Source organism: Flavobacterium aquicola (genome assembly GCF_003385115.1).
Classification (GTDB): domain Bacteria; phylum Bacteroidota; class Bacteroidia; order Flavobacteriales; family Flavobacteriaceae; genus Flavobacterium; species Flavobacterium aquicola.
Genome location: NZ_QUNI01000001.1, coordinates 76,523 through 96,379, shown reverse-complemented (window position 1 = coordinate 96,379; position 19,857 = coordinate 76,523). Strand labels below are relative to the sequence as shown.

At 32.6% G+C, this 19,857-nt stretch carries 23 protein-coding genes; 21 read left to right on the top strand and 2 right to left on the bottom strand.

The genetic code is table 11. The annotated features are described in order from the left end of the window. Positions 1–84: 84 nt before the first annotated feature. From C8P67_RS00375 to C8P67_RS00365, 3 genes are all read left to right on the top strand, one after another. A complete protein-coding gene (locus C8P67_RS00375) occupies positions 85–624 on the top strand; it encodes a hypothetical protein (protein ID WP_115809235.1) in 540 nt (179 codons plus the stop codon). 340 nt (positions 625–964) lie between these two features. Continuing rightward, positions 965–1,573, top strand: coding sequence for a hypothetical protein (locus tag C8P67_RS00370; protein WP_115809233.1), 609 nt, complete (start codon positions 965–967; stop codon positions 1,571–1,573). A gap of 66 nt (positions 1,574–1,639) precedes the next feature. Continuing rightward, positions 1,640–2,233: a hypothetical protein gene (locus C8P67_RS00365; RefSeq protein WP_115809231.1), complete on the top strand. Its 594-nt coding sequence runs from the start codon at positions 1,640–1,642 to the stop codon at positions 2,231–2,233. 70 nt (positions 2,234–2,303) lie between these two features. On the opposite strand, the gene C8P67_RS00360 is transcribed toward C8P67_RS00365, so the two are convergent. After that, the gene (locus C8P67_RS00360) at positions 2,304–3,560 is read right to left on the bottom strand and encodes an NAD(P)/FAD-dependent oxidoreductase (protein WP_115809229.1); all 1,257 of its coding nucleotides are present in this window, start codon (positions 3,558–3,560) and stop codon (positions 2,304–2,306) included. 91 nt (positions 3,561–3,651) lie between these two features. After that, complete coding sequence (locus C8P67_RS00355; RefSeq protein WP_115809227.1) at positions 3,652–4,719, bottom strand: class I SAM-dependent methyltransferase; 1,068 nt, start codon at positions 4,717–4,719, stop codon at positions 3,652–3,654. Positions 4,720–4,919: 200 nt separating this feature from the next. Here C8P67_RS00355 and C8P67_RS00350 point away from each other — a divergent pair, with 200 nt between their 5' ends. From C8P67_RS00350 to C8P67_RS00265, 18 genes are all read left to right on the top strand, one after another. Further along, positions 4,920–6,440 carry an HAL/PAL/TAL family ammonia-lyase gene (locus tag C8P67_RS00350; RefSeq protein WP_115809225.1) on the top strand — a complete coding sequence of 507 codons (1,521 nt, stop codon included), beginning with the start codon at positions 4,920–4,922 and terminating at the stop codon, positions 6,438–6,440. A 37-nt stretch (positions 6,441–6,477) separates the two neighbouring features. Beyond that, complete coding sequence (locus tag C8P67_RS00345) at positions 6,478–7,590, top strand: WG repeat-containing protein (protein ID WP_115809223.1); 1,113 nt, start codon at positions 6,478–6,480, stop codon at positions 7,588–7,590. Positions 7,591–7,675: 85 nt separating this feature from the next. Further along, positions 7,676–8,407, top strand: coding sequence for a 3-oxoacyl-ACP reductase FabG (gene fabG, locus C8P67_RS00340; RefSeq protein ID WP_115809221.1), 732 nt, complete (start codon positions 7,676–7,678; stop codon positions 8,405–8,407). 15 nt (positions 8,408–8,422) lie between these two features. Beyond that, positions 8,423–9,658, top strand: a complete 1,236-nt coding sequence (locus tag C8P67_RS00335; protein ID WP_115809219.1) for a beta-ketoacyl-[acyl-carrier-protein] synthase family protein — start codon at positions 8,423–8,425, stop codon at positions 9,656–9,658. Beyond that, positions 9,651–9,902: an acyl carrier protein gene (locus C8P67_RS00330; RefSeq protein ID WP_115809217.1), complete on the top strand. Its 252-nt coding sequence runs from the start codon at positions 9,651–9,653 to the stop codon at positions 9,900–9,902. Before C8P67_RS00335 ends, C8P67_RS00330 begins: the two co-directional genes overlap by 8 nt. A 4-nt stretch (positions 9,903–9,906) precedes the next feature. After that, positions 9,907–10,788 carry an LpxL/LpxP family acyltransferase gene (locus C8P67_RS00325; RefSeq protein ID WP_115809215.1) on the top strand — a complete coding sequence of 294 codons (882 nt, stop codon included), beginning with the start codon at positions 9,907–9,909 and terminating at the stop codon, positions 10,786–10,788. Positions 10,789–10,981: 193 nt separating this feature from the next. Further along, positions 10,982–11,887, top strand: a complete 906-nt coding sequence (locus C8P67_RS00320; protein WP_115809213.1) for an NADPH-dependent FMN reductase family protein — start codon at positions 10,982–10,984, stop codon at positions 11,885–11,887. A 5-nt stretch (positions 11,888–11,892) separates the two neighbouring features. Then, positions 11,893–13,026, top strand: coding sequence for a beta-ketoacyl-ACP synthase III (locus C8P67_RS00315; protein ID WP_115809211.1), 1,134 nt, complete (start codon positions 11,893–11,895; stop codon positions 13,024–13,026). After that, on the top strand, positions 13,026–13,460 hold the full coding sequence (locus C8P67_RS00310) for a hypothetical protein (RefSeq protein WP_115809209.1): 435 nt from the start codon (positions 13,026–13,028) through the stop codon (positions 13,458–13,460). The genes C8P67_RS00315 and C8P67_RS00310 overlap by 1 nt, the downstream gene beginning before the upstream one ends. 9 nt (positions 13,461–13,469) lie before the next feature. After that, the gene (locus C8P67_RS00305; RefSeq protein ID WP_245980349.1) at positions 13,470–13,940 is read left to right on the top strand and encodes an ABC transporter permease; all 471 of its coding nucleotides are present in this window, start codon (positions 13,470–13,472) and stop codon (positions 13,938–13,940) included. A 9-nt stretch (positions 13,941–13,949) separates the two neighbouring features. Further along, positions 13,950–14,354, top strand: a complete 405-nt coding sequence (locus C8P67_RS00300) for a hypothetical protein (RefSeq protein WP_115809205.1) — start codon at positions 13,950–13,952, stop codon at positions 14,352–14,354. Then, positions 14,354–15,352: a BtrH N-terminal domain-containing protein gene (locus C8P67_RS00295; protein ID WP_115809203.1), complete on the top strand. Its 999-nt coding sequence runs from the start codon at positions 14,354–14,356 to the stop codon at positions 15,350–15,352. The genes C8P67_RS00300 and C8P67_RS00295 overlap by 1 nt, the downstream gene beginning before the upstream one ends. Positions 15,353–15,417: 65 nt before the next feature. Continuing rightward, the gene (locus C8P67_RS00290; RefSeq protein WP_170141394.1) at positions 15,418–16,116 is read left to right on the top strand and encodes an ABC transporter ATP-binding protein; all 699 of its coding nucleotides are present in this window, start codon (positions 15,418–15,420) and stop codon (positions 16,114–16,116) included. Next, positions 16,106–17,389 (top strand): ABC transporter permease, encoded by a 1,284-nt coding sequence (locus C8P67_RS00285; protein WP_170141382.1) that lies wholly within the window; start codon positions 16,106–16,108, stop codon positions 17,387–17,389. The genes C8P67_RS00290 and C8P67_RS00285 overlap by 11 nt, the downstream gene beginning before the upstream one ends. Further along, positions 17,364–17,813, top strand: coding sequence for an acyl-CoA thioesterase (locus C8P67_RS00280; protein ID WP_115809199.1), 450 nt, complete (start codon positions 17,364–17,366; stop codon positions 17,811–17,813). Before C8P67_RS00285 ends, C8P67_RS00280 begins: the two co-directional genes overlap by 26 nt. A gap of 1 nt (position 17,814) precedes the next feature. Continuing rightward, the gene (locus tag C8P67_RS00275) at positions 17,815–18,948 is read left to right on the top strand and encodes a beta-ketoacyl-[acyl-carrier-protein] synthase family protein (protein ID WP_115809197.1); all 1,134 of its coding nucleotides are present in this window, start codon (positions 17,815–17,817) and stop codon (positions 18,946–18,948) included. Continuing rightward, positions 18,948–19,565, top strand: coding sequence for a 3-oxoacyl-ACP synthase (locus tag C8P67_RS00270; protein ID WP_115809195.1), 618 nt, complete (start codon positions 18,948–18,950; stop codon positions 19,563–19,565). Before C8P67_RS00275 ends, C8P67_RS00270 begins: the two co-directional genes overlap by 1 nt. 2 nt (positions 19,566–19,567) lie before the next feature. Then, on the top strand, positions 19,568–19,825 hold the full coding sequence (locus tag C8P67_RS00265) for a phosphopantetheine-binding protein (protein WP_115809193.1): 258 nt from the start codon (positions 19,568–19,570) through the stop codon (positions 19,823–19,825). The last annotated feature ends 32 nt before the right edge of the window (positions 19,826–19,857 follow it).

The window sequence follows — 19,857 nt, the reverse complement described above, 5'->3', positions numbered from 1 at the left end:
TGATGATGTCTCATTTAAAAATCAATCAATCAATCAATCAATCAATCAATCAATCAATCAATCAATCAATCAAAAAATAACATTATGAAAAATTCAGTTTTAATTTTAGGAATAGCGTTAGTATCATTTTCAACAATTGGTAATGCAAAAAATACAGTAAATTTATCAGACAAATTATTTCAAAATATCATTTTATCAGATGATACTGCGAAAACAAAAAATAATGAATCAGTAAAATTTGAAAAACCGTCTCTAGCAGAAAATCTAGAAGTATTCAATCCCGAAACTGTAATTGCAGCTGTTCCAAAAACAATTAAAGAAATAATTGCTGAGGGCGATAAAATTGTTGAGAACACAGTCTCTGATGATTTAGCACTTATGGAATATGAAGAAACAATGAGACAAATTGTTGCTCAATCAGATTTAATTACTGAAAACTCTGTTTCAGATGTTGTTTATCCTCTTCAAATCGAAAGAACATTGTCTGATGAAATAGCAGAAATGGAATTAATTATCGATAGTAATGTATCCAGTGAGGCAAAGCCATTAGACTTTAAAAAAATAAACAGTGAATCTATTATGATTAATTCTATTAATACTAAAAAATTTGTTGGGATGAATTAATAATAAGAGCGAAATATATATGCCAAAAGGCTTAGGGGATTATAAAAAAGGGCACCATTATAAAAGTATAATGATGCTTTTTTTTATGCATAGAAATGCGGCTAAGGGCTGATTATTTGGTCAATTTGATCACGTTATAGGGTAATCCATTTTATGTGCACAGATTTAATACCGTTAAATTACAAGATAATGATTGATTTTATTTGTCTAAAAAAGAAAAACTCCAGATTGGAAAATTAACTGTTTTTATTTGTATATTTTTTTTGTAGTGTATGTAAACAAAAACAAAATTTCTTACATTTGAAACCTATTGATTATTAATACTAACACAAATTATTAAATGAAAAAAATTGTTTTTGCACTGTTATTTGTTTCTTCAATTATGACCGCTCAAGACATGAATGTTGTAAAAGGAGATTTTGGATTCTTAAAGGACCAAAAAGAGGTAAATGTCGAATTTGATTATTCTAAATTAACTTTGTTAAAGGAGAAACTTACTGAGGAAAAGTATGTTGCAAATAGAACGAAGGAGTTAAATGAAAAGTCTAAAAGTACTGGTGATATTTGGAAAAAGAAGTGGGTTGCCAGTAAAGATCAAATTTGGAATCCTAAATTTTTGGAATTAATAAATGTTATCTATAACAAAGAAAATAAGGACGTTACTTTTCAAGAAGGGCTGACAGCTGCAAAATATACGTTGATTGTTGAAGCTATTTGGGTTTATCCAGGCTGGGATGCAGGAATAATGAAGCAGGCGGCAAAAGTTACGACTAACTTGAAGTTCGTTGAAACTGCTAATAAATCTAATGTTTTGTTAGAAATATCCAGTGAAGAGGCACCTGGAGACCAATGGGGAAATAATTTTAGTAATGAATCCAGAATTGGAGAAGGTTTTGCAAAAACAGCAAAATCACTAGCGAAATTGCTTTTGAAAAAAGGCTATAAATAATTTTTTAGTATATACTATTGGGGTAGTCTCTAAATTAATGAGATTACCCTTTTTTAATTGATAAAAATGAACAAAATAACAATTTTACTGTTTTTATTTGCTGTAACAAATCTCTCTGCCCAGCGTTTTAAACTTATATCTGGCAAATTGGAGGATTTAAAAGATATTTCGGAGTATAATGTTACATTTGATTATTCGAATCAAGAAGTTAATGGATTTGAATCAGAAGAGGCTTTTTTAAAAGAGAAGATGGATAAAAGGATGCATAAACCTGAAAGTGCTGATCGTTTTAAAAAAGATTGGTTTGATGACAGGGAAAATAAATACGAACCAAAATTCATTGAGTCTTTTAATAAAAGATTTAAGGCAGGAGAAATAAAAGCTGCCAAAAATCCCGAAACAAAATATACACTAATCGTTAAAACCACATGGATTTATCCTGGTTATAATGTTGGTGTAGGTGCTGAACCGGCAAAAGTTAGCGCTATAATAACTGTTGTTGAAACCCAAAATGCCAGTAAATCATTATTGAGTATAGAGTTTGATAAGGTAATTGGAATAGAACAAGGACAATTTGAATTTGATCAAGGATTTCGTATTGCTGGAGCGTATGAAAAATTGGCAAAAAATTTGGCTATGCAGCTAAAACGTTTCTTGTAAATGTAAATCAGTACGGTTTTTATTTAATATAAAAAGCCATACTGATTTTATCTTTTTTAGAATTAATGTACTAACTGCTTTTTTTCGTTTTTTTACTTTCCATTTCGAGTATATGGGCCATGTTTTTGATTAGATTATCATGTTTTTTTACAAAAGGATTTTCTTCATCCCAAACATAACCTGCGAGTACAGCGCATATTTTTCTTTTTACATCGGGATTTTCAGGTTGATGAAAAAACAAAGTCTGAAGGTTTCCAGTGTACCATTCTTTTACATAAGTGGTAAATACCGCAATTCCGCGTTTCATGTAAGCCGTAAATTCTTCTTCCCAATCCACTGTTATGCCTTGTGATTCTTTTAGAAATAATTTGGCAGCAAGCATACCAGATTCTGTTGCAAAAGCAACTCCAGATGAAAACACTGGATCTAAAAATTCTGAGCTGTTTCCAGTTAAGGCAAAACCATCGCCATACATTTTTTTGACAGAACGAGAGTAATTCTCTAATTTAATTGGTTCGAATAAAAAATCGGTACCGGCAAAGCGTTTAATATAATAATCTGAAAGTTGAATAGCTTTTTTCAAGGCTTCGGCGTTGTCTTTATTAGTAGAAAGCGAATTGATAAACTCAGTTGGGCCTACAACCCCCAAACTGGTATTTCCATTGGAAAAAGGAATAACCCATAACCAAACCTCAGTTTCGAGAATATCAAATGAAATCATTGTTCCTTCTTCTCCTTCTGGACGATTTTTGTCGACAACGTGGGTAAAAATAGAGGAGTGCGGATCTAGTTTTGAAGGAGTATCCAAATCTAATAATCTAGGTAATACTCTTCCGTATCCACTGGAATCTATAATGAATTTGGCATGAATTTCTTTTAAAACTCCGTTTTTATCTTTTACGACCGTGGTTGAATTTTTTCCTTCAAAAGCAACCGAAATTACTTCTGACTCAAATTCCAGATCAATGCCTTTTCGAATTACTTCCTGAGCCATGGTGTTGTCAAAATCGGCTCTGGGTACTTGCCAAGTCCAATCCCAGCCTTCGGAAAATTTATTGCTAAAATCGAAAACACAAATTTGTTCTCCTCTAATGAATCTGGCGCCCAGCTTTTTCTCAAAGTTCATGGCGTCGAGACTTTCAAATAATTCGGCTTCGTCAAAATGATCCATTACTCTGGGAATAAGGCTTTCGCCTACAACAATTCTAGGGAATTTTGTTTTTTCGACAACCTTGATTTTGATTCCTTGTTTATGAAGATAAGAAGCAGAAACACATCCAGATGGTCCGGCTCCAATGATTAAAACATCTACGAATTCTTGTAACATTTATTATTTTGGAATTAAAATTTCTAAAAATAAAAGATACTATTTTTATTAATAGCATCTTTGAATTGTGCAAATTTAAATATTTATCATTCTATACGATTCTTTTTTTACATTTAATCAAGGTATGGCTCATTCCGATGATTTGATGTATTTCGTCTACCACAAAACCTACTTTTTCGATTATTTTTAAAATATCTTTCGAATGAAACATTTGACTGTTTCCGTTGGCAACAGCTGTGAAATATAGTGAAGTTGCGTGCAAACTATATGTGGAAGATTGGAATCTTTGTAAATCCCAAAAGGTTTCCAGGATATAAAAACTGGTGTTATCAGACATTGCAGCATGCGCCTTGCTGAAAATTTTTTCTATTTCTTCCAAAGAAAAGCAATCGATGAACTGACTCATCCAAATGACATCAAAATCCTTTGGTAAAACGCTGGAAGGGTCGAGTAGATTAATGTCCTTGGTAAATATTCTATCTTCGAGATTGTTTTCGGCGATATTTTTTTGAGCCATTATGGTCTGCCCCGGTAAATCTAGAATAGTAATTTTTACTGTTGGATTGTATTTCGCGCACAGCATTGCAAATTTTCCGGTATTCCCTCCAACATCCATAATGGTTTTGGGATTGGAATTGAATAGAATTGGCAATACATCTGGAAATGTATAATCGGAATAAAAATGATCAAAATCGAACCAGCTTTTTTTAGCTTTTTCAGGTAACTCCGATAATCCTATATAAACGGTGTCCCAATTTCCCAGTTCTTTTAATCCTTTTGGCTTGCCCTCTACTATAGATTCCTCGAGATGATTCATGGCAAAATAGTTGACATCCTGCGTGAAATCCATATTAATATTGGTTGCTTCATCCCTTAGAATAAAGTAGCCTGTTTTTGTCAATATAAATTCATTGTCCCTTAGATAAACCAATTCTAAGCTTAGACCTGCTTCGAGCAGTACTTTTACGCCGTAAACAGATAAGTTTAATGATGTAGCAATGGTTTCTATATTTGCTTTTGTATGATGAAACAAATAGTCTAAAATTCCTAGATTTCTAAGCGATTTTGCCGCCTGAAACATTATGGGAGCAAAAGCAATTTTTTGGGCATCTAAGTTAGCTTGAATAACGGTTTTTTTATCAGAACCAAAATCTTTCATTTATTTTGATTTAAAATTAGTTGTATGTATTTGTTTTAGTTATAGTTAGGTGTTTTTTTAAACGATAATTGTAAAATAAAACATCGTTTTGCAAAATTTAGCGATATTATGCTACATTTGCTCCTTCAAATTAAACACATTAAATTCTAAATAAAAACAAAATTGTAATATATTTAGTGTAAAAAAACAAATACAAGTTAATGAATACTATAAAGGAATATTTAAGTCTAAAAGAGTTTGAATCTGTAATTTTTGATAATAATAAAATAGATATCAGTCAGGATGTTTTAGATAGAGTTAATGAAAGTTTTGATTTTTTAAAGGAATTTTCAGTCAACAAAATTATTTATGGTGTGAATACCGGTTTTGGTCCTATGGCTCAATATCGTATTAAAGATGAAGACCGCATACAACTACAATATAATTTGATTCGCAGTCATGCTTCCGGCACAGGAAAACCATTGAACGCTGCTTGTGTAAAAGCGGCAATATTGGCTCGATTAAACACGCTTTCCTTAGGTAATTCAGGGGTTCATCCGTCAGTAATTCATTTGATGAAAGAACTAATTAACAAAGATATTACCCCTTTAATTTTTGAACATGGTGGAGTAGGAGCAAGTGGCGATTTAGTGCAATTGGCTCATTTGGCTTTGGTTCTTATTGGTGAAGGAGAGGTTTTTTATAAAGGAGAAAGAAGGGCTACGGCAGAAGTTTTTGAAATAGAAAAACTAGAACCTATTCAAGTAGAAATTAGAGAAGGTTTGGCGTTAATGAACGGAACTTCGGTTATGACTGGAGTAGGAGTCGTAAATGTGCACAATGCTAATAAACTATTAGATTGGTCTATAAAATTCTCGGGTGCTATTAATGAAGTTGTACAAGCGTATGATGATCATTTCTCCGAGGAATTAAATAATACAAAACGTCATGAAGGACAACGAGAAGTTGCTTCCAGAATGCGTTCGAATCTTGCCGATAGTGCCTTGATTAGAAAAAGGGAAGATCACCTATATTCTGGCGAAAATACCGAAGATGTTTTTAAGGAAAAAGTGCAGGAGTATTATTCGTTGCGTTGTGTTCCTCAAATTTTGGGGCCAATATTGGAAACAATAAATAATGTGGCTTCTATTCTCGAAGAAGAATTTAACTCAGCAAACGACAATCCTATTATTGATGTGAAAAATCAGCATGTATATCATGGCGGAAATTTTCACGGAGATTATATTTCGCTGGAAATGGATAAATTAAAAATTGTTATTACCAAATTAACAATGCTTGCCGAAAGACAGCTGAATTATTTATTGAACTCAAAAATTAATGAACTTTTGCCTCCATTTGTGAATTTGGGAACCTTAGGATTTAATTTCGGAATGCAGGGTGTTCAATTTACGGCGACTTCAACCACTGCCGAAAATCAAATGTTATCGAATCCTATGTATGTTCACAGTATTCCAAACAACAATGACAATCAGGATATTGTAAGTATGGGTACAAATGCTGCCGTGATTACTTCTAAAGTTATAGAAAATGCCTTTGAAGTTTTGGCAATCGAATTGATAACAATTGTTCAGGCTATTGATTGTTTAGAACAAAAAGATCAGATTTCATCTGTAACCAGAAAAATATACGATGATGTTAGGGTAATAATTCCAAGGTTCGAAAAGGATCAGGTTATGTATCCTTTTGTACAAAAGGTAAAAGACTATTTGATTAATAATTAGTAATTTGGTTGTTTTTAATATTTTAAAATTATAAAACATGAAAAAATTAGCATTGTTTTTTATTCTATTTTATCAATTTATAAGTGCTCAAGAACTGGCTTTAGTGAGAAAAGGCGATAAGTTTGGTTATATTTCAAAAACGGGGGAATTTAGTATTCAGCCAAAATATAAAACCGCTAAAAACTTTTCAGAAGGTTTAGCTGCTTTTGAAGATAATGGAAAATGTGGTTTTATAAATGCTAAAGGAGAAATAGTAATACCAGCAACATTTGATGATGCCAAATACTTTAATAGTGGAATTTGTATGGTATCCAAAGATAAAAAATGGGTATTTATTAATAAAAAAGGAGAAGTTCAAACACCTCCAATTACTGAAAAATTATATGATTTTGAAGATGGAGTTGCATTCATCAGACAAGGAAATAAAATTGGCTTGATAAACAATAAGATGGCAATTGTTCTTGAACCAAAATACGATATGATTAAATCATTCGAAAACGGTTTTGCAAGAGTTAAAAACAATGATCGTTGGGGAATAATTGACAATACTGGTAAAATTGTTGTAGAAATAATTTATGACGAAATTGGAAATTATTTTAAAAATGTTACTTGGGCAAAAAATGGTACTGCTTTTGGTTTAGTAATATCAGGGAAATTCAAAGCAATTGATGGAGTAGATAAAATTTGGGATTTTTTGGTTCAAGACATTACTTATGCTAGAAAAAATGACAAGATAGGATTTATTGACTTAAAAGGGAATTGGGTTATAGAACCTAAATTTGATAAAGCCAAAGCTTTTAATAAAAATCTAGCCCCAGTATTAATTGGTAAAAAATGGGGATATATTGATATGAAGGGAGTTTTAGTTATTGATCCTGTTTATAATGATGCAGAAATGTTTAGTGCAGATGGTTTGGCACCGGTTAAAGATAAAAATTGGGGCTTTATAAATACAACCGGAAAATTGGTAATTCCAACGCAGTACGGTATTACAGCTGGAGGTATTTTTTCGATTTTTAAAGATGACCAAAAAGGATTCATTAAGGGAGTAGCAAGAGTTAAGAACGAAAATAAATGGGGGTTTTTAAAACCAGATGGTTCTGTTTTAGGAAATCAATGGTTTGAAAACGCAGAACCTTTTCAAAAGTAATTTTAATTTTAGATTGAAAATTACTTTCTGAAACCAAAGGGTTAATTGACGTAGCAATCTAAAATCTACAATTTAAAATTTATATATGAAGTGTGCATTGGTAACAGGAGGTTCGAGAGGAATTGGTAGTGCTATTTGTGAAAAATTAGCTGAGGATAGTGATTATCATATTTTAATTAATTACCATTCCAATAAAAAAGCTGCTGAAGAAACCTTGGAAGCCGTAGTGGCAAAAGGTGCTACCGGAGAAATTCTGCAATTTGATGTTGCCAATTTTAACGAAGTTCAATCGGTATTGATGCAATGGCAAGAAGCAAATCCAAAAGCGGTTGTCGAAGTGATTGTAAACAATGCAGGAATTACAAAAGATGGTTTGTTTATGTGGATGAGCCAAGAGGATTGGTCAAGTGTTATAAATACCAGTTTGAATGGTTTTTTTAATGTGACTAACTTTTTTATGCAAAAAATGCTTCGTAATAAATATGGCCGCATTGTAAATATGGTGTCTTTATCGGGAGTAAAAGGAACGGCAGGGCAAACCAATTATTCGGCAGCCAAGGGTGCAATAATAGGAGCGACCAAAGCTTTGGCACAAGAAATTGCCAAAAGAAATATTACTGTAAATGCCGTTGCTCCAGGTTTTATAAAAACGGATATGACCAGCGGACTTGATGAAACAGAATTAATAAAAATGGTGCCATTAAATCGTTTTGGAGAAGCTGATGAAGTAGCGGATTTGGTTAGTTTTCTTGTTTCCAAGAAAGCCAGTTATATTACTGGTGAAGTGATTAATATTAATGGTGGAATTTATTCATAAAAATAAAAGGTATCAATGAATAATAGAGTAGTCATAACAGGAATGGGAATTTATTCCTGTATTGGAACTTCGCTTGATGAAGTAAAAGATTCTTTATTTGAAGGAAAGTCTGGAATTGTATTTGATCCAGAACGCAAGGAATTTGGTTTTAGATCAGCTTTGACGGGTACCGTTCCTAAACCGGATTTAAAAAATTTACTTTCCAGAAGACAAAGAATAAGTCTTGGAGAGGAAACCGAATATGCATATATGGCAACTATCGAGGCTTTAAAAAATGCTAATATTGATGATGAATTTTTTGAAAAAAATGAAGTCGGTATTATGTATGGTAATGATAGTGTATCCAAAGCTATTATTGAAGCGACAGACATTATCAGGGAAAAAAAAGATACGGCGCTAATCGGTTCAGGAGCTATTTTTAAGTCTATGAATTCAACCGTTACGATGAATCTTTCGACAATATTTAAGTTAAGAGGGATTAACTTGACAATCAGCGCAGCTTGTGCCAGTGGCTCACATTCTATCGGAATGGCATACTTTTTGATCAAGAGTGGTTTTCAGGATTTAATTATTTGTGGTGGAGCTCAGGAGATTAATAAATATGCTATGAGTAGTTTTGATGGTTTGGGTGTTTTTTCTGGAAGGGAAAATGAGCCAACGAGAGCTTCAAGACCCTTTGATGCCAATCGCGATGGATTAATTCCAAGCGGTGGTGCTGCCACTTTGGTTTTGGAGTCTTATGATTCGGCAATAAAAAGAGGTGCTGCTATTTTGGCTGAAGTAATTGGTTATGGATTTTCATCTAATGGAGGCCATATCTCTACTCCTAATGTTGAAGGGCCTTCTACAGCGATGCAGAGAGCCTTGAATGATGCGGGAATAAAGTCAAATGAAGTAGATTATATTAATGCGCATGCGACATCTACTCCAGTGGGAGATGATAATGAAGCAAAGGCTATTTTTGAAGTTTTTGGAGAGAATAATCCTTATGTTAGTTCAACAAAATCAATGACTGGACACGAATGCTGGATGGCGGGAGCCAGTGAGGTAATTTATTCTATTTTGATGATGCAGAATGATTTTATAGCACCAAATATTAATTTGGAAACTCCAGATGAGGATGCTGCAAAATTAAATTTAGTGAAAACTACATTAAATAAAAAAATTGATATATTTTTGTCGAATTCCTTCGGTTTTGGAGGTACAAATTCCGCATTAGTAGTTAAAAAGTATAAAAAAAGTAATGAATAAAGAAGCAATTATTGAGAGAGTAAATGGGTTTTTAATTGATGAATTTGAGGTGGATAGCGATGATATCCAGTTTGAAGCAAATTTAAAAGACACTTTGGGACTGGATAGTTTGGACTATGTAGACCTTGTTGTATCTATCGAATCAAACTTTGGAGTAAAATTAGTTGAAGGAGATTTTGTAGGAATAGATACATTTAAAAGTTTTTATGATCTTATAGAAAATAAAATTAAATCAAAGGCTTAATTTAATGAGTCAGTGGGATGGAAAATCCAAAGGCACTGTTCTTGGATACAAAATTTTTGTTTTCTTCATTAATAAAATTGGAGTAAAATCGGCATATTTTGTACTTTATTTTGTAGCAGCGTATTATTTTATTTTCCTGAAAAAAAGCAATGCCTCAATCTTTTATTATTTCAGAAAAAGATTGGGGTATTCGTATTTTAAATCAAAAACGATGGTTTTTAGAAGTTATTATACTTTTGGACAAACCATTATTGATAAAATTGCAATTGGTGCTGGTCTAAAGGATAAGTTTACTTACGAGCATGACGGCAAGGAATTCATTATAAAGTTGTTAAAAGAAAAAAAAGGTGGCGTATTAATTAGTGCCCACATTGGAAATTTTGAGATAGCCGAACATTTTTTTAGCGAAGTTGATTTTAATCTGCAAATAAATTTAGTTACTACCGATTTAGAGCATTCTGCAATAAAAAAATATCTTGAAAGTATTACTGATAAACCAAGAATCAATTTTATACTAATCAGTGACGATTTGTCTCATATTTTCGAAATTAACTCCGCTCTTGCCAGAAATGAATTAGTTTGTTTTACTGGTGATCGTTATTTTGAGGGTGCAAAATCGTTGAATGAAAAATTACTGGATCAGGAAGCACTTTTTCCTGCAGGTCCATTTCTTATTGCGTCTAGATTAAAGGTGCCTGTTCTTTTTGTTTACGTAATGAAAGAACCAAATCTGCATTACCATCTGTACACTAGAGAAGCCAAAGTAAAACACCGTGATGAAAAGGGATTGCTAAAAGAATATACCCAAAGTGTTGAAGGTATGGTAAAAAAGTATCCACTGCAATGGTTTAATTACTTCGATTTTTGGAATCAGCTAGATAAATAATGAGATATAGAAATTAAACAAGGAAAAAATAGTACTTATTTTTTGATAATTAGATTGCTTTTTTAATCTATTGATTATTAATATTTTGTTAAGTATTTTAAAAAATAAGTTGCTTTTTTTTGGAAAGATATAAGTGACAATTGGTTTTAATTAGAATTTTGGTTTAAATTCGTTTTCTCTAAAAAAAACTTCAATGAAAAATGTCCTTGTAATCTATTATTCTCAGTCAGGACAATTAGAAAATATTGCTAGAAATATAGCAAAACCATTTTTAAATTCTGAAAACATAAATGTTGTGTTTCATGAAATTAAAATGGAGGAGTCATTTCCATTTCCTTGGAATAATGATGCTTTTTTTAATGCTTTTCCAGAATCTTTTTTGCAAATTCCCGCTCCTATTAAATCCGTTCCAAATGAGATAATGGAAATGAAGTTTGATTTGATTCTTTTGAATTATCAAGTTTGGTATTTAACGCCTTCAATTCCTATAAATTCCTTTTTGAAAAGTTCTGAAGCCAAAACGTTATTTAATAATACTCCAGTGGTAACCATAAATGGTTCAAGAAATATGTGGTTTATGGCTCAAGAAAAAGTCAAAGTCTTATTGAAACAAAATAATGCTTTATTAAAAGGGAATGTGGCTTTAGTAGATAGAGTAGGGAATTTAATAAGTGTGATTACAATTGTTGAGTGGATGTTTTCTGGAGTGAAAAAAAAATATCTTGGAATTTTTCCATTACCTGGAGTTTCAGATAAAGATATTAATGAATCAACAAAATTCGGTGATGCAATTCTGTCGAGTTTTAAGGAGAATGATTTAGATCATTTACAATCAAAGTTAGTTCAGATTGATGCCGTAAAAATTAGTTCATATTTGGTTAAAGTTGATAAAACAGCTAATAAGATTTTTTCAAAATGGTCTAATTTCCTTATAAAGAAAGGTGAGTCTAGAAAACTTTGGACAAAAATATTTAAAATGTATTTAATAGTGGCTATATGGCTAGTTTCGCCAATAGTTTATATATTACACGTTCTTACGTATCCATTGAAAATAAAAAAAATAAAGCAGGAATTAGAATATTATAAAGGGGTAAATTAGATTATATGTTTGATGTATATATTACAAAAGCGGCAAAGTGCTTGCCAAATGAAGCTGTTTCTAATGATGAAATGGAATTGCATTTGGGATTGATAAACGAAACCGCATCCAAAGCCAGAAGGTTAATATTAAGAAATAATAAGATTGTAAGCCGTTATTATGCATTAGATAAAAATGGAAAAAGCACTCATAATAATGCCGAATTAACCAATATTGCTATTCAGGGACTATTTGATGATAATTTTACTGCTCAGGATATGGAATTGCTTTCTTGTGGTACTACAACACCAGATGTACTAGTTCCTTCGCATGCATCAATGGTACATGGTTTATTAAAAAATAAAAATCTTGAACTCAATTCATCAGCTGGTGTTTGTTGTTCAGGTATGAATGCTTTGAAATTTGGTTTTCTTTCTGTAAAATCTGGTAATACAAAAAACGCTGTTTGTTCCGGTTCAGAAAAAGCTTCATCATGGCTGTCATCCAATAAGTATGAAAGTGAAGTTGTGAATTTAAAGAATCTGAAAGAACATCCTATATTAGCTTTCAAAAAAGATTTTTTAAGGTGGATGTTATCTGATGGCGCTGGAGCTTTTTTATTAGAAAATAAACCAAATGACAATATCTCTTTGAAAATTGAATGGATGGAAGCTTATTCCTATGCCTACGAACTTGAAACATGTATGTATACGGGGGGAGATAAATTAGAAAATGGAGAAATAAAAGCATGGAGTGATTATGATCCTAATCAATGGCTTAAGGAATCTATATTTTCTGTAAAACAGGATGTTAAGTTATTAGATGAATTTATTTTAGTTAAAGGAGCGGAAAGCATGGCCGAAGCTTTATCCAAAAATAATGTTACAGCCGACCAAATCAATTTCTTTTTGCCTCACGTTTCTTCCTATTTTTTTGTGGAAGGTTTAAGTAAATCTTTAGCAGAAAAAGGAATGATTATACCAATGGAAAAATGGTTTATGAATTTAGCCAATGTCGGAAATGTTGGTTCAGCTTCAATTTATTTGGCTTTAGAAGAATTAATGAATTCGAGTAAACTAAAAATAGGAGATAAAATTCTTTTGTCTGTACCTGAAAGTGCTCGTTTTTCATATGCTTATGCTTATTTAACGGTTTGTTAATGACAACTAATGACCCAATAGGAAACAAAGATTTTGTGGAGACTTTAATTCCCCAAAAAAAACCGTTTGTAATGGTGGATACTTTGTATTATTATTCTGAAAATGAATTGGTGTCTGGGTTTACCATTCAGAATGATGCTGTTTTTTTGAAAGATGATTCTTTTGTAGAATCGGGGATTATAGAACACATGGCACAGTCTGTAGCTTTGCATACAGGATATCAATTTTACCTAAGAAAGGAACAAGCTCCCACTGGTTATATTGGCTCCATAAATAAATTGGAAATAAAAGTGCTTCCCAAACTTCATGACGAAATAAGGACAACAGTTACTATTATACAGGAATTTGGAGGAGTTACTTTGGTAGATGTTGTTAGTAAATTGAACAATGTAGAAATAGCCAAAGGACAGATGAAAACTGTTTTGGCTAAATAATTAAAAACAGTGAATAAGAAAGAAACATCAAAACATATAAATAGTAACCATTATTTGCCTCATCGTGCTCCCATGCTGATGGTAGATTTTATTTTAGAGATTGATGATGAAAAAGTAGACACGGTTTTTGAAATTAAAACAGAAAATATATTTCTAAAGAATGACTTTTTTACAGAATCGGGTTTGATAGAAAATATGGCGCAAACCTGTTCGATGATTGTAGCCAAAGATTACTTTGTTGATGAAAATAATAATGATAAGACAGGAGCAAATGTGATTGGCTTTATTAGCGGAATTAAAACCTTAAAAATATACTCACTGCCAAAAGTTAATTCAACTCTTGTTACTAAAGCAGTGTTAATTTCGAAATTTATTTCGGATTCATACAGTTTATGTACTATAAAATGCAAAACTTTCAAGGGAGACGAAATGTTGTTAGAAGGAGAAATTACGTTGTTTATTCAAAATAATAATTCCTAGAGAAAGAAGATGAAAAAAGAAGATGTACCTCAGGATCAAGGCAATCTTTCCAGAACAGACCTGAAAGAACTGGTTTATGCTACGGATGAAAACGGCAAATATACAACGGCCTTAAGTTCGGGTTGGGAACCAAAAAGTATTGCTCTTTCTAATTCGATTGAAGAAATTAGCGAGCGAATTGCTATTGCCAAAGCTCAAGTAGTAAACAACGAAATAAGTCCTATTAGTTATTATATGGAGTTCTGCAGAATGGATATTGGAGTACTTTCCAGTTATGTAGGAATGTGGCAATGGCGCGTTAAAAGACACTTTAAGCCTAAAGTTTTTGCAGGATTGAGTGATAAAATATTAAAAAAATATTCAGATGCATTTAATATAACTGTAGAAGAATTGAAAAACTTTAAAGTAAATTAATGGAGACGAATTTTACACATCATCAATCTGCTCATTGTGAAAACGGAGTGGCTTCCAATTTGTTAAAACATAACGGATTGAATATTAGCGAACCAATGGTTTTCGGAATTGGTTCGGGACTTTTCTTCGTTTATCTTCCATTTTTAAAGGTAAATTATGCTCCTGCAATAAGTTACAGACCTATGCCAGGACAAATTTTTAATAGACTGGCGAAACGTTTAGGCTTGAAAATTAAAAGACAAAAATTTTCCAGCGAAGCTAATGCCATTAAAGCATTAGACGAAAATTTAAAAAATAATATTCCTTCAGGATTACAGGTCGGTGTTTATAATTTAACTTATTTTCCAGACGAATATCGTTTTCATTTCAACGCTCATAATTTGGTGGTTTATGGAAAAACAGAAACTGATTATCTAATTAGTGATCCTGTTATGGAAAATGTAACTACACTAACTCATGATGAGTTGAAAAAAGTGCGTTTTGCCAAAGGAGCTTTTGCACCAAGAGGTCAGATGTATTATCCTATTCAAGTTCCTGCGAATGTAGATTTGAAAGGAGCTATTATAAAAGGAATAAAAAATACCTGTCGGGATATGCTTGCGCCAATGCCAATAATTGGTGTTCGTGGTATTCGGCTTGTGGCTAGGCTAATTAAAAAATGGCCAGTGAAAGAAGGGACAAAAAAAGCCAATCATTATTTGGCACAAATTGTCAGAATGCAGGAAGAAATCGGAACTGGCGGTGGTGGTTTTAGATTTATATATGCTGCTTTTTTGCAGGAAGCTGCAGTTATTCTGAATAATGACGAATTGCAAAAACTGTCGCTGGAAATGACCGCTATTGGAGATTTATGGAGAGATTTTGCTGTCGAAGCTTCACGGGTTTATAAAAATAGAAGCACGAAAGTGGATGTTTATAATTTACTTTCCGATCAACTTTTAGGTATTGCTGATAAAGAAGAAGTGTTTTTTAAGAAATTAAAGAGAGCAATAAGCTAAATAAAATCATATTGAAACCAATTATCGAAATATCACATCTGTCGAAATTATACAATGATGCCGAAATGTATTCATTGAATGATTTCTCTATGGATATAAGCGAAGGAGATATTTTTGGATTGCTTGGGCCAAACGGAGCAGGGAAAACAACATTGATTTCGATTCTTTGCGGTTTGGTAAAACCTACTTCAGGATCTTTTACAATTGATGGATTAAATTATGCTGCCAATGCTAATGAAATAAAGAATAGGATGGGTGTTGTTCCGCAGGAATATGCTTTATATCCAACTTTGACTGCCAGAGAAAATTTAATGTATTTTGGAAGCATGTATGGACTGAAAGGTGCTGTTCTAAAAGAAAAAGTGATTGATAGTCTTGATCTTTTGGGATTACTAAAATTTGCCGACAAACGTATTGAGACTTTTTCGGGTGGAATGAAACGCCGTGTCAATTTGATTGCTGGGATATTACACAATCCTAAAGTACTTTTTCTTGACGAACCTACAGTAGGAGTCGATGTACATTCAAAAAATGTAATTATTGACTATCTCAAGGAACTTAATAAAAAGGGCACAACCATAATTTATACTTCGCATCATTTATCCGAAGCGCAGGATTTTTGCACTCATATTGCCATAGTCGACAGAGGAATAATTTATAGTCAGGGGACACCCAAGGATTTAATTGCGGCTACCGGCAATGCTAGAAATCTAGAAGATGTTTTTATTTCATTAACGGGAAAAGAATTGAGAGATGCTATATAAACTTTGGATGTCTGTTTATAAAGAATTCTTGTTGCTTAAACGAGATATGGGAGGTGTAGTAACACTGTTTTTAATGCCATTGGTGTTAATTATTACCGTTACACTTATTCAAGATAGCACATATAAAAAAGGAGAACAGGTAAAGATTCCAATTCTTTTGGTTGATTATGATAATGGAAAAGTTTCTAAGACGCTTTTTGATAATTTAAAAAAGAGTGATGTTTTTAGTGTTGTTACCGCTTTTAATAATAAAAAAATTACTGAAGCTGAGGCCAAAGAAGCCGTTTTTAGCGGGAAATATCAAATGGCAATTATTATTCCGTCCCATTTAAGTAGGGATTTACAAGCTAAAATTGATCAGAATGTTCAAAAAATTGTAAGCAGTTTAGGTTTTTCAGATTCAATGGCTACTAAATCAGTTGCAAAAATTGTTAATCAAAAAGAGGTTAAATTGTATTTTGATCCCGCCGTACAATTGAGTTTTAGAAGCGGCGTAATGAATGCTATCGATAAAATGATTTCTCAGATAGAAACCAAATCGATTTATACTTCTTTTCAGGATGAACTGGGTGGCGAGAATGCTCAGTTTGAACAAAAAAGTTTTATCACATTCAAAGAGATTATTCCAAAAATAAACGACAAAGAAATACTTCCAAATTCGGTGCAGCATAACGTACCTGCGTGGACACTTTTCGCCGTGTTTTTTATAGTAATTCCGTTGTCAATCAATATGGTAAAGGAAAAAACACAAGGTACTTTTGTTCGATTGCGTACTAATCCTGTTTCTAATAGAATTGTCTTGGCTGGAAAAACAGTGATGTATTTAATCATTTGTCTGATTCAGTTTTACATGATGATTGCGGTAGCAATATTTCTATTTCCGCATTTAGGGTTACCACCTTTAAACGTTGAAGGAAATTTAATTTTAATGAGTATTGTAGCGCTATTTTCAGGTTTGGCGGCAATTGGTTTCGGAATATTATTGGGAACTATTGCCAAGACCCAAGAACAATCGGCTCCGTTTGGCGCTACGTCTGTAATAATTTTGGCGGCTATTGGCGGTGTTTGGGTTCCTGTATTTGCAATGCCCAAAGTGATGCAGGTTATTGCACAATCCTCACCAATGAATTGGGGTCTGGAAGCCTTTTATGACGTACTTTTGCGCAACGGATCTCTATTGGATCTGCTGCCGGAATTATTTTTATTGTTTTTATTTTTTATAGTTACCACAAGTTTAGCATTGCTATATGATAAGAAGAAAAGAGCTGTATAAAGAAGCGGCTGCCTTGACCGTTTCACATGAAATTCGTGTTCGATTCAACGAAACAGATTCGCTTGGAATAGTGTGGCATGGTCATTATATTACTTATTTTGAAGATGGAAGGGAAGCTTTCGGGCGCAAGCATGGTCTTGCGTATCTGGATGTTTTTGCCAATGAGTTTACAACTCCCATTGTAAAAACTACTCTCGAACATAAATTGTCATTGCGTTATGGCGATGTAGCCCGCATAGAAACGACTATTGTAGATACGCCTGCGGCAAAAATGATATTCAGGTTTACCATTTACAATGCAAAAAATGAAGTAGTCTGTACAGGAGAAACCGTTCAGGTTTTCTTGGATAAAAAAGGTGAATTAATGTTGACAAATCCTCCGTTTTACACAGAATGGAAAAGAAAAGTAGGCTTAGTAAAATAGCATGATAAAAGAAGTCTTTATAACCGAAACGAACTGTATTACACCCATTGGGTTTGATGTAGCTGTCAATATAAAAAATATAGGCAAAGCCGTTTCGGGTATTCAATTGCAGAATAATCCAAAGTTGCTGAATACACCTTTTTATGCAGCAGTTATTAATGATGCAGAATTGGATTTGGCTTTCGCCAAAGTGACTTCGGCAGAGGGATATTCGAGATTGGAGAAAATGATGATTTTGGCATTGGAACCAATTATTAAAAAGTCCAATATTGATCTGAATGAAAGAACCGCTTTCATCCTTTCGACTACCAAAGGGAATGTAACTGCTTTAGAAAATCAAGAAAATATAGACCCTGCATATTTGAATGTATTAGCGAAAAAGGTTGCTGATTTTTTTGGTTTTAAAAATGAACCTATTGTTGTTTCTAATGCTTGTGTTTCGGGAATTTTGGCGGTTTCAGTTGCTAAAAGATTAATTCAGGCGAATTTATATGACAATGTATTTGTTGTAGCGGGTGATGAAGTTTCAAAATTTGTTTTGTCAGGATTCAATTCTTTTCAGGCAATGAGTAATTTACCCTGCAAACCATATTCGGTTAATAGAACAGGAGTAAGTTTAGGAGAAGCCACGGCGGCTGTTTTGGTTTCTTCAAATAAAGAAAATGCAAAAATAAAAATTATAGGTGATGGTTCAATCAATGATGCCAACCACATCTCAGGTCCTTCCAGAACAGGAGAAGGACTTTACAGAAGTATTCAAAGTGCTTTGGCGGAAGCCAAAATAGACAGTAATCAAATCGATTATATTTCCGCTCATGGTACGGCTACGCCTTATAATGACGAAATGGAAGCTATTGCATTAAACAGATTAGGACTTGAAAATGTACCAGTGAATAGTTTTAAAGGCTATTATGGTCATACATTAGGTGCTTCGGGACTGCTGGAAACGGTTATTGGCATAGAATCGGTTAACCAAAATACCTTGTTTACATCATTAGGATTTGATACCATTGGAGTGAGCCAGTCAATTAAGGTTATTGAAAAAAAGGAAAATGCAGATATTCGTTATTTTCTAAAAACGGCTTCAGGTTTTGGAGGCTGCAATACAGCTGTTTTATTTGAAAAAGTAAATTAATGACAGTAAATAAAAATTATATTCATTCATTTTGTACCATTCAGAAAAATACAGTTTTTTTGAATGGAGAAGTGGTTTTTACTACCGAAGAGAATTCATTTGCTGATTTTTCAAAGAAAGTCTACAAGCATTTTGAAATCAATTATCCAAAATTTTTTAAAATGGACAATCTGAGTAAATTGGCTTTTTTGGGAGCTGAATTACTTTTAACAGCAGCCGACGAAAATTCTGCAGAAAACAATACAGCATTAGTATTTGCCAATAAATCGTCAAGTTTAGATACTGATGTAAAGTATCAAAGCTCTATTTCAGATTCAGAGGATTATTACCCAAGTCCGGCAGTTTTTGTTTATACATTGCCTAATATCTGTTTAGGAGAAATAAGTATTAAACATCAATTGAAAAGCGAAAATTCTTTCTTTATATTTGCTGATTATGAACCGGAATTTATGGAAAATTACTGCAATATACTTTTGGAAAACCAAAAAGCAGACAGAGTTTTATGTGGCTGGGTGGAATATTATAATGAAGAATACAAAGCCTTTCTTTGTTTGGTAGATAAAAAAGGTGAAACAGAACACAATCACGAACAATTAAAAAAACTATACAATAAATAATTATGGAAGCATTAAAACAAGAATTAAAAAGTAAAATAATAGAAGTTTTAAACCTTGAAGATATCACTGTAGCAGATATTAACGATGAAGATGCTTTATTTGGAGATGGTTTAGGACTTGATTCTATTGATGCGTTGGAACTTATTGTGATGCTTGATAAAGATTACGGTATTAAATTAGTAGATCCAAAAGAAGGAAAAACTATTTTTAAATCTATCGAAGTTATGGCGGATTATATTGCTAAAAATAGGGTTAAGTAATTTTAGATTTTAAAATTAAACTAAGCATTTTT

What these genes read in the sequence shown, in the direction of transcription:
- C8P67_RS00375 (WP_115809235.1), top strand. Translation starts at nt 85, where the DNA reads ATGAAAAATTCAGTTTTAATTTTAGGAATAGCGTTAGTATCATTTTCA.
- C8P67_RS00370 (WP_115809233.1), top strand. Translation starts at nt 965, where the DNA reads ATGAAAAAAATTGTTTTTGCACTGTTATTTGTTTCTTCAATTATGACC.
- C8P67_RS00365 (WP_115809231.1), top strand. Translation starts at nt 1,640, where the DNA reads ATGAACAAAATAACAATTTTACTGTTTTTATTTGCTGTAACAAATCTC.
- C8P67_RS00360 (WP_115809229.1), bottom strand. Translation starts at nt 3,560, where the DNA reads ATGTTACAAGAATTCGTAGATGTTTTAATCATTGGAGCCGGACCATCT.
- C8P67_RS00355 (WP_115809227.1), bottom strand. Translation starts at nt 4,719, where the DNA reads ATGAAAGATTTTGGTTCTGATAAAAAAACCGTTATTCAAGCTAACTTA.
- C8P67_RS00350 (WP_115809225.1), top strand. Translation starts at nt 4,920, where the DNA reads ATGAATACTATAAAGGAATATTTAAGTCTAAAAGAGTTTGAATCTGTA.
- C8P67_RS00345 (WP_115809223.1), top strand. Translation starts at nt 6,478, where the DNA reads ATGAAAAAATTAGCATTGTTTTTTATTCTATTTTATCAATTTATAAGT.
- fabG (WP_115809221.1), top strand. Translation starts at nt 7,676, where the DNA reads ATGAAGTGTGCATTGGTAACAGGAGGTTCGAGAGGAATTGGTAGTGCT.
- C8P67_RS00335 (WP_115809219.1), top strand. Translation starts at nt 8,423, where the DNA reads ATGAATAATAGAGTAGTCATAACAGGAATGGGAATTTATTCCTGTATT.
- C8P67_RS00330 (WP_115809217.1), top strand. Translation starts at nt 9,651, where the DNA reads ATGAATAAAGAAGCAATTATTGAGAGAGTAAATGGGTTTTTAATTGAT.
- C8P67_RS00325 (WP_115809215.1), top strand. Translation starts at nt 9,907, where the DNA reads ATGAGTCAGTGGGATGGAAAATCCAAAGGCACTGTTCTTGGATACAAA.
- C8P67_RS00320 (WP_115809213.1), top strand. Translation starts at nt 10,982, where the DNA reads ATGAAAAATGTCCTTGTAATCTATTATTCTCAGTCAGGACAATTAGAA.
- C8P67_RS00315 (WP_115809211.1), top strand. Translation starts at nt 11,893, where the DNA reads ATGTTTGATGTATATATTACAAAAGCGGCAAAGTGCTTGCCAAATGAA.
- C8P67_RS00310 (WP_115809209.1), top strand. Translation starts at nt 13,026, where the DNA reads ATGACAACTAATGACCCAATAGGAAACAAAGATTTTGTGGAGACTTTA.
- C8P67_RS00300 (WP_115809205.1), top strand. Translation starts at nt 13,950, where the DNA reads ATGAAAAAAGAAGATGTACCTCAGGATCAAGGCAATCTTTCCAGAACA.
- C8P67_RS00295 (WP_115809203.1), top strand. Translation starts at nt 14,354, where the DNA reads ATGGAGACGAATTTTACACATCATCAATCTGCTCATTGTGAAAACGGA.
- C8P67_RS00290 (WP_170141394.1), top strand. Translation starts at nt 15,418, where the DNA reads ATGTATTCATTGAATGATTTCTCTATGGATATAAGCGAAGGAGATATT.
- C8P67_RS00285 (WP_170141382.1), top strand. Translation starts at nt 16,106, where the DNA reads ATGCTATATAAACTTTGGATGTCTGTTTATAAAGAATTCTTGTTGCTT.
- C8P67_RS00280 (WP_115809199.1), top strand. Translation starts at nt 17,364, where the DNA reads ATGATAAGAAGAAAAGAGCTGTATAAAGAAGCGGCTGCCTTGACCGTT.
- C8P67_RS00275 (WP_115809197.1), top strand. Translation starts at nt 17,815, where the DNA reads ATGATAAAAGAAGTCTTTATAACCGAAACGAACTGTATTACACCCATT.
- C8P67_RS00270 (WP_115809195.1), top strand. Translation starts at nt 18,948, where the DNA reads ATGACAGTAAATAAAAATTATATTCATTCATTTTGTACCATTCAGAAA.
- C8P67_RS00265 (WP_115809193.1), top strand. Translation starts at nt 19,568, where the DNA reads ATGGAAGCATTAAAACAAGAATTAAAAAGTAAAATAATAGAAGTTTTA.